The organism is Chitinophaga sp. (assembly GCF_035761305.1).
In the GTDB taxonomy this organism is placed as follows: Bacteria; Bacteroidota; Bacteroidia; order Chitinophagales; family Chitinophagaceae; genus Chitinophaga.
Genome location: NZ_DASTRI010000050.1, coordinates 98,600 through 109,568, shown reverse-complemented (window position 1 = coordinate 109,568; position 10,969 = coordinate 98,600). Strand labels below are relative to the sequence as shown.

The following is a 10,969-nucleotide window of genomic DNA, read 5'->3' as shown; positions in this document are numbered from 1 at the left end:
AAAACACAATCGACAACGCGGTAAAAGCTAACCGCGAACGGCGTTTTTATTCGCAGTACCCCGAGCATCCCAAAGCTTATGGAGAGGAAGCGCCTGCCCGGGGCGCAGCCAGCTATAAGGCCATGCTGCAGCAACCTTTTGACCGCCTGCTGCAAACCGGCGCCGGCAGCCGTGTAGGCGAAGAAGTATCTCCCTACACGCAGGAAAAGCTCGGCATCACCTATCCCTCCTTTACTGTTGATGAGCTGATCAGCAATGCAGCCGCTGCTGCCAAACAATGGGCCAGCACGCCGGTTACCAACCGGGCAAACGTGCTGGTGGAAACACTGGAAAAGATCCGGGATCATTTTTTTGAAATTGCCTATGCCACCATGCATACCACCGGTCAAAGCTATATGATGAGCTTTCAGGCATCCGGCCCGCATGCCGGTGACCGTGCGCTGGAAGCCATAGCCATGGGATATGAGGAGCTGCAACGTTTTCCGGCCACACAGGTATGGGAAAAGCCCATGGGCAAAACCAGCCTGCAGCTGCAGAAAACTTTTAAGGCAGTTCCCAAAGGCATTGGCCTGGTAATTGGATGTTCTACCTTCCCGGTATGGAACTCACTGCCAGGTATATACGCAGACCTGGTTACCGGTAACCCGGTGATCGTGAAACCACATCCCCGGGCAGTGCTGCCCATTGCCATTGTTATTGGCGCCATACAAAAAGTGCTGCAGGAAAACGGCTTTGATCCGCACCTGTGCCAGCTGGCGGCCGACAGCAGCGAGCAGCCCATTACCAAAGCGTTGTGTGAAGATCCGCGTATTACGCTCATTGATTATACCGGCGGCACTGCCTTTGGCGAGTATGTGGAATCGCTGAAGCACAAAACCGTGTTCACTGAAAAGGCCGGCGTTAACTCAGTGATACTGGACAGCGTACAGGATATAAATGCCGTGGTGCAAAACCTGGCTTTTGCCGTAAGCCTGTATTCCGGGCAAATGTGTACTGCCCCGCAAAACTTTTTTATACCCGAGCAGGGCATCACCACGCCGGATGGTCAGCTGAGCTTTAACGAAACCGCACAGCTGATAAAAGACGCCATTGCCGGCCTGGTAAATAATCCTAAAATGGGCGCTGGCACGCTGGGTGCTGTACAGAATGATGTTACACTGCGCCGTGCGCAGGATGCCGGTACGCTGGGCGGCAAAGTGCTGCTGCAGGGCGGCCCCGTAGCCAATGAGGAATTTCCCCAGGCCCGGGTATGCTCTCCCACAGTACTGGAAGTAACCAGCGCCGACCAGGATATTTATGAAAAAGAGCTGTTTGGACCGGTAATACTGATCATTAAAACAAAAGATACCGAACATTCCATACAGCTGGCCAAACAAATGGCCCGGCAGCATGGGGCTATTACCTGCGCCGCCTATACGAACGACCCGGTAATGAAGGAAAAGATAGCAGATGAAATGAACAGCGTATTCACCCCGGTATCTTTCAACTTTACAGGATTTATATGGGTGAACCAGCATGCCGCCTTTTCAGATTTTCATGTTACCGGCGGCAACCCGGCAGGCAATGCCAGCTTTACCAACCAGGAATTCATTGTGAAAAGGTTTGTATGGGTAGGAAACCGGGAGGTAATGGGCGGCTGATGGCGAACAAACAATTATACGTATGCGATACATTTTACTGATAATGGGGTGCCTGGCAGCAGCATGCCAGCAGGCGCCCAAAGCAGATAAGGCCAAAATATCAGACGCGCAATCTGTGCAGGAAGGCGAAGGCACCCCATACCATTTAGACACCACCAAAAGCTATGTGCAGTGGATAGGCACCAAACCCACCGGGCAGCATACCGGCCGCTTTAAAATAACAAGCGGTACGCTTTACGTGAAAGACAGCGCTGTAACAGGCGGCCAGTTTATAATTAATGTGGCCTCCCTGGAAGACCTGGACCTGCGGGCCGATACCGCTATGAGGTATAAGCTGGAAACTGAGCTGAAAGGCCCTATGTTCTTTAATGTAAAGGAGTTTCCGGAGGCGGCGTTTGCCGTTACCAGTGTGCAGCCTTTTATGCCCGACGGCCATGAAGTGCAGCTGAAAGACGCCACGCATACCATACAGGGTAACCTTACCATTAAACAGATCACCAAGAACATTACCTTTCCGGCTAAAATAGTACTGCTGAAAAATAAAATTACCGCTACGGCTAATTTTAACATGGACCGTACCTTGTGGGGCATGACCTACCGGGCAGATAAATCCCTGCAGGATAAACTTATCAATTCCATGGTAAACATACAGTTCATCATTACCGCTACCCGGTAACAGGAATAGGCTATCAAATTCAAATAAAATTATTTAAATTTAATATGCCTCTATATCATTAAAACCTGTTCACATGGAAAGCACGCAACAAAGGGACGAACGGCTGTGGCGCATTGCCAAAGCAAGAACTGCATTCAAATCGCACCTGATCACTTACCTGGTGGTGAATGCTGCCCTATGGGCGCTGTGGTTTATCACAATTGGTCCTGGCCACGGCGGTACGCCCTGGCCGGTATGGCCTGCCTTTGGCTGGGGCATTGGCCTGGCCTTTCATTATTTTGGGGCATATCATAACGATCCCTATGGAAATACTATCCGCGAATATGAAAAATTACAGAACGAACGGGAAAGCCGGGGCCTGTGAAAATGGCAAACAGCAAATTAAAGCATGATGGACCAACCGAGCCGATTATTTGACGTAATCGCCTTCCAGCTGGAAAAATATCCCAAGGAGGATATGCTGGCAGGCAAGGTAAACGGGCAATGGAAAAAATACAGTACCAGGGAAGTAGCCGATCTTACTATGCAATTCAGCTCTGGCCTGCTGCAGCTGGGCATTAGCCGCGGCGATGGCAGCCAGGAAGGCAAGGATAAAATAGCTGTCATCTCAGCCAACCGGCCGGAATGGATATTTACAGATCTGGCCTGCCAGCAGGTAGGCGCTGTGCTCACTCCTATCTATCCCACCATTAGCCAGCATGAGCTGGCCTTTGTATTAAATGACGCCGGTGCGCGCATCCTGTTCGTGGGCGACCAGGAAATACTGGATAAGGTAACCGCCATCCGCGATCAGCTGCCTGCCCTGAAAGAGATATTTTCCTACAATAAAATACCCGGCATCCGTCACTGGACCGAAGTGCCGGCCATGGCCAAACAGGAGGATTACCCTGCCATTGAGGCCATTAAGCAAGGCATTGACCCCGAAGAGCTGGTGACTATCATTTATACTTCCGGCACAACGGGCGTACCCAAAGGGGTAATGCTGAACCACCGGAACATTATGAGCAATGTAACGGCCTGCACGCCTTACCTGCCGGTGCACAGCAGCGCCCGCGCGCTCAGCTTTCTGCCCCTGAACCATATTTTTGAACGCATGGTTACCTACGTATATCTTACAGCAGGGGTACCCATTTACTATGCAGAAAATATGGACACCATTGCCGATAACCTGAAGGAAGTAAAGCCCACCATTTTCACCACGGTGCCACGGCTGCTGGAAAAAGTGTATGAAAAAATCATGGCCAAAGGCCTGGAGCTGAAAGGTATTAAACGGGCTTTGTTCTTCTGGGCTATTGAGCTGGGCAAGCAGTATGAGATCAATAAGCACCAGGGTTGGTGGTACAACCTGCAGCTTTCCATTGCCAATGCGCTGGTGTTCAAAAAATGGCGGGAGGCGCTGGGCGGTAACATACAGGCCATTGTGAGCGGCGCAGCTGCCTGCCAGGTACGCCTGCTGAAAGTGTTCACAGCCGGCCGCATCCCGGTGCTGGAAGGCTACGGCCTTACGGAAACCTCACCCGTGATCAGCGTGAACCGCGTGGAAGAGCACGACCGGATGTTTGGCACCGTAGGCCCTATTATCAGCAATGTAACCGTAAAAATTGCGGAAGACGGGGAAATACTGTGTAAAGGCCCGAACATTACCATTGGCTATTATAAGCGCCCGGATATGACCGCCGACGCCATTAAAGACGGCTGGTTCCATACCGGCGATATTGGCGTGATTGTGAACAATAAGTTCCTGAAGATCACCGACCGCAAAAAGGAGCTGTTCAAAACATCCGGCGGCAAGTTTGTAGCGCCGCAGCCTATTGAGAACAAGTTTAAAGAATCGCCCTACATAGAACAGATTATGGTAGTAGGTGAAGATCAGAAATTTACATCTGCCCTGATTGTGCCATCGTTCACCAACCTCAAAAGCTGGTGCGAAAAACGGGGCATTCCCGTTACCACTAATGAGTCGCTGATAGCCAACCCGGAGGTGAAAGAGCTGTACCAGCAGGCGCTGGAAAAGTACAACCAGTTTTTCAGCCATGTGGAGCAGCTGAAAAAGTTTGAGCTGCTGCCCCGTGAATGGACAGTAGATGGCGGCGAGCTAACCCCTACCCTGAAGCTGAAACGGAAGGTGATACTGGAGAAGTACCGGCCGGTGATTGAGGGGATATATAATTGAGGGTGGTGGCTACATTATAAGGAGCTGCCGGCGATAGCTAAGCTTTTCCCGCCTGCAATAAAAGCAATATTTTCAGGCACATTAGGCTGATCAGGCTGGTTGTTTATGCCCGGTTGCCGGCAGCTAAAATGATAGGTTAGCCGGTTACCGGCGGCAGTTGGATTTTGAGATGAAAAAACTTACTTTTGCACTCCCTTTTCTTTTTGGCCTGGCCGGAGGGATATTGGGAATGGCCCTGTAGTTCAATGGATAGAATAGAAGTTTCCTAAACTTTAGATCCAAGTTCGATTCTTGGCGGGGCTACAAGGTCTTGCAAACCAGCCGATTGCAAGACCTTTGTTTTTTACTCCTATCTCCTTTTCCGCCGGTCCGCTCAAAATTTTGTAGATCTGAAGATGTTGCCCTGATAAAAATTACCTTATGGACTACAAAGAGCATATAGAATCAAATGCGAGTGTTATGTCAGGTAAGCCTGTTATCAAAGGCACCCGGATTACTGTAGGGCTAATATTGCAAAGGCTGTCAGAAGGGGCTTCTATACAGGACCTGCCTGAAGCTTACCCAAATCTTACTGAAATTTCTATTAAAGCTGCTTTAGCCTATGCTTCGGATGCCATTTCTAATGAAACGGTAATAGCGGTTGCATGATACTGGCGGATGAGAATATCCATAGCTTTATTATCAAAACATTGCGGGACGCCGTTTTGATGTTATTTCTGTAAGCGAATCAGCAAACAGTATGACGACTCCCCCCTAATCCATCTCCCACACCTTCCCTCCGCTTCTGAACCTCGTTTCCTTCACCGCCGCCGCACCATTGAACCGGTACTGCACGCCCACAATCTCCGTCGGGCTATTCGGAAAAGTCAACGTATATGCCTTCCTGTTATTCACAAAAACCGTTACTGTTTTATTAACCGCCTCCACCCGCAACGATGTCCACTGCGTCAGGTCGCATCCGAAACCCGACAGGTCGGCGGACTTACTCTCCACCCTTGCCCCGCAGCAATACAGCAGCAGGTCGCCAACGCAAGGCTTCGCGGTCAACGGTATGAAGATAATATCGTCTTTGCACTGGATAAGCACTTCTGTATGATGACAGGCATTGGAGCCATCGTCAAAATCATTCTTCAGCTGGGTTTCGAACGTAAAATTGTCGTTCATCAGTCCGGGCATCTCACGCTGGTTGAAGAAACGGACCCGCGATCCGGCCGGTAAGTTACCGTGCCGTTCGAGCATGGCCGCATTTACCTCCACAACACCGTTTTGCTGACATTCCTTTTTTTTGAAGTAAACAGGGGCCGGCTCATTTTCAAGAAGGCATAACCACCCGCCGGAGGTGATCCACAGGTCATGTGTTTTCACGATCTGGCCATCGGCGACCAGCTTGGCTTTGAAGTAACCGGGGTAGTAGTATATGGCAGAATGCTGATGCTTATTGCTTGCCACCAACGTCTTGCGCGACATATCCCAGGTTTGTACAATAAACAAAGACTCCGGCCTCACCCGGGCGGTATAATTAAATATGACGGAATTAGGCACCCCTTCCGTGATCACTTTATTGGCGCTGAACTCGAATTGGCCAGGATTATAACGCCGGCCTTTCTCCCCGGCAGACATAAAGAAAAAGCAAAGCACAGCCGCAAGTGCCAGGGCGCCTGCCAGTCCCAGGACCAGGCGCCTTGATTTCCGGGGAGGTTTACCCGGCGGGGCAATAACTTCCGTTGCCTCCGGTTCATCCGGCTGGTCCAGCCTTTGGGTAAGGTCCTTCCAATCAGCATAGCCGGCAAACTGGGCCAGGGCGTTAAGGGTGGTGATCGTTGGCGCGCTGTCGTATTTTAGTTTTCCCCAGATACGTTTGAGGGTAGTTACGCTCAGGCGCACCGCTGTGCAATCATAGATGGCGTCCGACAATTTCTCGAAGTCGTACGTTGCCCATTGATCGCTGGCGCCCCGGCCAAATACTGCTTCGATCCGTTCAAGGCACCGGGACAGGTAATATTCCCCGCTATTATTATCCATTTTTCATTTGAATAAGCCTTGCACCGCTTTGCACGGGTTTGGCTCACGCTTGTACAACGCTGCAACTACCCGCCGGTGTAACTTGGCTGTGTTGATACCTAAAGTTAAAAAACTAAGATTATGAAACGAACAATCAAAAAAGCCTCCCTCCTTCTTGCCAGCCTTTCCCTGTTTACTTTAACTGCCATTTCGCAGAAAAGCAGGTCCAAAGTTTCCGCTGAGATCAGGATACCGATGCAGCCACAATATTGGGAATATGACACGGCCGGCGCTGAGTTTATCACAAACAGGGGTGTTGAAGCGGTGCATATAAAAAACGGGGCGCCACTGTTCGTGAAGGGACAGCAATTCTCGAACGGCACCATCGAGTACGACGTAGCGCTGGGCGAAGGCTTCCCCGGCATTTGCTTCCGTTTGTCGGACGACAGGAAAACCGGCGAGAACTTCTACCTCCGGTATTTTGGCGCCACCTCACCAGAAAGCCGGACCACATTGCAATACGCTGCTATGTTGGATAGTATGAGCCTCTGGGATCTGACGGATGAATACCAGGCCGGCGCAAAACTTAACATTCCCGGCTGGAACCACGTAAAACTCGTTGTATCAGGAAAGCAGATGAAAGCATACGTAAATGATATGGAACATCCTGCGATGATAGTGCCTGAGCTGGAAGCCGGCACCACGGAAGGCGGTATCTTTTTCTTTGGCGGACGGGTCACAATGGCAAACCTGGTGATCCGGCCCGGTGTGGTCGAAAACCTGGATCCGGCGCCCGGATATATCTCTACCTATAACGATCCCCGCTACCTGCGGAACTGGCTGGTAAGTCCGGCAACAGATTTTGCATATGGAAAAGAGGTTGTGCCGGTATTGCCCTACATGGGACCCACAACCGCAAAAGATGAATTGCCTGACAGCACCACCAGGTGGAGCCCTATAAAGGCAGAAAACAGGGGCATTGTAAACCTCACCAGGAGATATGGCCGCGTAGTGAACAATGGCCGGCGACTGGCCTGGCTTAAAACAACGATCTACTCCGACCGGCCGCAGGAACGCCTGCTGCACCTTGGCTTCAGCGACGAGATATGGATGTTCATCAACGGCCAAACACTATATGTTGATAAGAACCAGTTCGGGTCGCCCAATCAGAAATTCCCAAGGGGACGGTGCACTATCGAAAATGCCACTGTGAAATTGCCGTTGAAACAAGGTAAAAACGAGATATTGATAGCGCTGGCTAACTATTTTTACGGATGGGGCATCATTGCGCGTTTGGATGATACGGATGGAATTCACTTAACCGCCAGTGTGCAATAAACATCAGAAATATCCTATCTTTCAAAATGCACCAAGAGTTTGAACCTCCTGAAGCGCTACGCGATACCATAAAATGCTTCTGGTACGACAAAAGAAATTTCGGAGCGCAACAATCGGGTTTTGAAGTACTACCCGATGGCTACGCGGAAATTATTTTTCATTTCGGGAGCACCTGCAGCATTGCTTACAATGGAAGCCTGCAGCCATTGCCATCGCCGTTTATGGTAGGGCTGCTCAATCAGCCTGTTCTTTTTTACGCGAAAAATTATTTAGAGATCATTGGCATCAGGTGCTTTCCCTGGACCGTATTCGATTTACTGGGACTACCATCAGGGAAAGATGGAGTACGCGTATTTGAGCACCCTATTGCGCAACTGCAATCCACATTGGATAAGTATATGCAGGCTGGCAGGATAGCGGAGGCGCTGGCGCAGGTAAAAGCGTATTTCCTGGACGCGCGGTCGCATATTGCTGTTGACAGTATGCTGTTCAAAGCGGGAGTGGCGATGAGAAAAGCAAACGGCACCATGCCGGTAAGCCAGGTAGCAGCAGCGGCGCATGCTACGGTTCGTACCCTGGAAAGGAACTTCAAGCAATCATCCGGCTATACTGTTAAAGACGTGTCGGGCCTCATGCGCTTTGAGCAGGTGCGGAACCAATTATGGCTTAACCCCGATTCCAATATTGCGGGCCTGGCGCATGAGCTGGGCTATACCGATCAATCCCACCTGAGCAGGGAGTTCAAACGCTACAGCGGCACTACGCCGGCGGCATTCGCACGAAAAGCAAAGAAAGGAAAACGGGTTGTAAGCAACGATTTTGTCGCATTTATACAAGCCTGACGCAGACGCATTCCGGAATTTTGTGCTTCAATTATTCTATATGAACACCATACCCGGAAGCACAAAATCCGCACAAAATCATGCTATTCACGATGTAATTATTTCCGGCGCAGGGCCGGTAGGCCTGTTCCTTGCCTGTGAGCTGGCCCTGGCTAAATGTTCAGTACTGATACTGGAAAAGGCAGCGCATCCGCACTCACCATTGAAGCAGCTTCCTTTTGGCATACGGGGACTCTCAGCTCCTACCATTGAGGCGCTTTACCGCCGTGGGTTACTAAAAGAGCTGGAGGTGCATAAACACCTTAAAAACCCCCACTCAAATGCAGTAAGCGGCCCACGCCGCCAGGCAGGACACTTTGCCGGTATTCCATTTCATGACGGCGATATTGACGCTTCACAGTGGAAGTATCGCCTGCCAAGCTCCACTGGCGCCATTTTAATATCTGAAATGAAGGAGCTTGAAACCGTGCTGGCCCGCCGCGCAGCAACACTGGGCGTAACAATTATGCGCGGGCATGCGGTTACCGGCTTTCAGCAAACCGGGAACGGGGTGACAGTGCAGGCAGGTGACCAATCTTTTCAAAGTAAATGGCTCGTAGGTTGCGATGGAAGCCGTAGCGTTGTCCGCAAGATGGGTGGTTTTGAATTCGCCGGCACAGAGCCGGAATTTACCGGCTACAGTATTAAGGCCGACATTGCCGACCCCGAAAAGCTCAAACCAGGCCGGAACATGACAGCAACAGGCATGTACCTTCAATCCCAGCCCGGCTATGTGATGATCCAGGATTTTGACGGCGGGGCATTTCATAATTCAGAAAAACCTGTCACGCTTGAACACGTGCAGGAGGTACTACGCCGTATTTCAAACACCAATGTTACTATCAGCGCGCTGCATGTTGCAACTACCTGGACTGACCGTGCAAGGCAGGCCACAACCTACCGTAACGGGCGGGTACTTTTAGCCGGCGATGCCGCGCATATTCATTCACCGCTCGGAGGCCAGGGCCTTAACCTTGGACTGGGGGATGCTATGAACCTGGGCTGGAAGCTTGCCGCCACCGTCCGGGAGAAAGCGCCGGAAGGCCTGTTAGACAGCTATTATACTGAACGGCACCCAATTGGCGCACAGGTGTTGGATTGGTCGCGCGCCCAGGTGGCAATTATGAAACCAACGCCGCATGCCCGCGCGCTGCATGCAATTATCCGCGACCTTATGCATACGCGCGATGGCGCCACTTATTTTGCAGGAAGAGTATGGGGCATTTTCACCCGCTACCATCTTGGTGGCGGCCACCCGCTCACAGGGCACAGCGTTCCTAACTTCGAGTTTGAAGACGGTACAAGAATTGGCGGGTTAATGCACGGTGGCCAGGGAATACTGCTTGATTTCAACGGCAATGCTTCACTTAAAACTTTGGCAGGTGAATATGGCAACCAGGTAAAGTATATTTCAGGCCGGGCAAAAGAACAACTGGGCTTAAGCGCCGCGCTCATACGCCCCGATGGGATTATTGCCTGGGCTGCAGGCGACAACCCTGATTACAGCGAACTGCAAAAGGCGGCCGCCCGCTGGTTTGTTTGTAATGCAGTGATGGGGCATTAAAAAAGTTGAAAGACTGTTGTTGCACTAATATTTATAAAAGTTAATGCGCCCCGGCCGATTTTGCCTGTTGTGCTAAACTACGATGCATCCTCCATTGCAAAAGGGAAAGGATATGAAGCGTATACGCTAAGGGCACCAACAGGCCCGGCAGGTAAATAAAAGGGAATGTTGTCAGCAGCGAACTGTCGGGTTGGTTGTGAAAAACACGCAGCGGGGTAGGCATGGATAAGGTGGAAACAGCAACGATGTTTAATAGCAGCGCAAGACCGGCAATATTGTATAACAGCGCTGCAACCGGAGGCCAGGTTTTCTTTACAAAACAATAGTAGCCCACAGGGAAGGCTAACAAACCGGTAAGCATATCAAAATTACGCCCTTCAAAACTCATTTGTACAGGTAGCAATCCATTGTGTACAAGCAACCATATGGCTACTTCAACCAGGATGCGAAATGACTGGAGATAGATCAGCCATTGGGGCTGGATTTGATGCAACAGCTGCTTGCCCCTCCGGGACCGCATAAAGAGCAGCACCACAGGTAAAGGCGTCAGCAAGGCGAAGATCAGCCGTGGAGGCAAACTGGAAAAATCGGCAAAAAATCCCCGTATTGACAATATGCCGAGCAATAAGAGCCAGGCAGCGAGCAGGATTGCAGTTGTGCGAAAAACAGGTTTGTACATAGTCGGATCGTATGAGA

The 10,969-nt window shown here is 50.8% G+C and carries 10 protein-coding genes and 1 tRNA gene; 9 read left to right on the top strand and 2 right to left on the bottom strand.

Translation table 11 applies throughout. The features are described 5' to 3' along the window. From paaN to VFS25_RS05210, 6 genes are all read left to right on the top strand, one after another. Window positions 1-1,640 (top strand): phenylacetic acid degradation protein PaaN (gene paaN, locus VFS25_RS05235; protein ID WP_326461069.1); only part of this gene is annotated, 1,640 nt, incomplete at its 5' end. 22 nt (window positions 1,641-1,662) lie between these two features. Continuing rightward, complete coding sequence (locus tag VFS25_RS05230) at window positions 1,663-2,316, top strand: YceI family protein (RefSeq protein WP_326461068.1); 654 nt, start codon at window positions 1,663-1,665, stop codon at window positions 2,314-2,316. Between the two features lie 73 nt (window positions 2,317-2,389). Then, window positions 2,390-2,680 carry a 2TM domain-containing protein gene (locus VFS25_RS05225; protein WP_326461067.1) on the top strand — a complete coding sequence of 97 codons (291 nt, stop codon included), beginning with the start codon at window positions 2,390-2,392 and terminating at the stop codon, window positions 2,678-2,680. Window positions 2,681-2,704: 24 nt separating this feature from the next. Further along, window positions 2,705-4,489: a long-chain fatty acid--CoA ligase gene (locus VFS25_RS05220; RefSeq protein WP_326461066.1), complete on the top strand. Its 1,785-nt coding sequence runs from the start codon at window positions 2,705-2,707 to the stop codon at window positions 4,487-4,489. A 231-nt stretch (window positions 4,490-4,720) separates the two neighbouring features. Beyond that, window positions 4,721-4,792: transfer RNA gene (locus VFS25_RS05215), tRNA-Arg, on the top strand. Between the two features lie 117 nt (window positions 4,793-4,909). Next, window positions 4,910-5,137 carry a DUF433 domain-containing protein gene (locus tag VFS25_RS05210; protein WP_326461065.1) on the top strand — a complete coding sequence of 76 codons (228 nt, stop codon included), beginning with the start codon at window positions 4,910-4,912 and terminating at the stop codon, window positions 5,135-5,137. A 105-nt stretch (window positions 5,138-5,242) separates the two neighbouring features. Here the strand turns inward: VFS25_RS05210 and VFS25_RS05205 are convergent, their stop codons facing one another. Continuing rightward, on the bottom strand, window positions 5,243-6,403 hold the full coding sequence (locus tag VFS25_RS05205; protein ID WP_326461064.1) for a hypothetical protein: 1,161 nt from the start codon (window positions 6,401-6,403) through the stop codon (window positions 5,243-5,245). Window positions 6,404-6,631: 228 nt separating this feature from the next. On the opposite strand from VFS25_RS05205, the gene VFS25_RS05200 reads away from it, so the two are divergent. Genes VFS25_RS05200 through VFS25_RS05190 form a run of 3 tightly spaced genes read left to right on the top strand, consistent with a single transcriptional unit; the run spans window position 6,632 to window position 10,273 of the window. Then, window positions 6,632-7,828, top strand: a complete 1,197-nt coding sequence (locus tag VFS25_RS05200; RefSeq protein ID WP_326461063.1) for a hypothetical protein — start codon at window positions 6,632-6,634, stop codon at window positions 7,826-7,828. Between the two features lie 26 nt (window positions 7,829-7,854). Beyond that, window positions 7,855-8,670, top strand: a complete 816-nt coding sequence (locus VFS25_RS05195) for a helix-turn-helix domain-containing protein (protein WP_326461062.1) — start codon at window positions 7,855-7,857, stop codon at window positions 8,668-8,670. A gap of 40 nt (window positions 8,671-8,710) precedes the next feature. Further along, window positions 8,711-10,273, top strand: a complete 1,563-nt coding sequence (locus VFS25_RS05190) for an FAD-dependent monooxygenase (RefSeq protein WP_326461061.1) — start codon at window positions 8,711-8,713, stop codon at window positions 10,271-10,273. 40 nt (window positions 10,274-10,313) lie between these two features. Here VFS25_RS05190 and VFS25_RS05185 read toward each other — a convergent pair whose 3' ends face one another. Continuing rightward, window positions 10,314-10,952 (bottom strand): hypothetical protein, encoded by a 639-nt coding sequence (locus tag VFS25_RS05185; RefSeq protein ID WP_326461060.1) that lies wholly within the window; start codon window positions 10,950-10,952, stop codon window positions 10,314-10,316. Window positions 10,953-10,969: the final 17 nt, after the last annotated feature.

Excerpts from the sequence above, each read along its gene's own strand:
- VFS25_RS05230 (WP_326461068.1), top strand. The coding sequence starts at position 1,663 with ATGCGATACATTTTACTGATAATGGGGTGCCTGGCAGCAGCATGCCAG.
- VFS25_RS05225 (WP_326461067.1), top strand. The coding sequence starts at position 2,390 with ATGGAAAGCACGCAACAAAGGGACGAACGGCTGTGGCGCATTGCCAAA.
- VFS25_RS05220 (WP_326461066.1), top strand. The coding sequence starts at position 2,705 with ATGATGGACCAACCGAGCCGATTATTTGACGTAATCGCCTTCCAGCTG.
- VFS25_RS05210 (WP_326461065.1), top strand. The coding sequence starts at position 4,910 with ATGGACTACAAAGAGCATATAGAATCAAATGCGAGTGTTATGTCAGGT.
- VFS25_RS05200 (WP_326461063.1), top strand. The coding sequence starts at position 6,632 with ATGAAACGAACAATCAAAAAAGCCTCCCTCCTTCTTGCCAGCCTTTCC.
- VFS25_RS05195 (WP_326461062.1), top strand. The coding sequence starts at position 7,855 with ATGCACCAAGAGTTTGAACCTCCTGAAGCGCTACGCGATACCATAAAA.
- VFS25_RS05190 (WP_326461061.1), top strand. The coding sequence starts at position 8,711 with ATGAACACCATACCCGGAAGCACAAAATCCGCACAAAATCATGCTATT.
- VFS25_RS05185 (WP_326461060.1), bottom strand. The coding sequence starts at position 10,952 with ATGTACAAACCTGTTTTTCGCACAACTGCAATCCTGCTCGCTGCCTGG.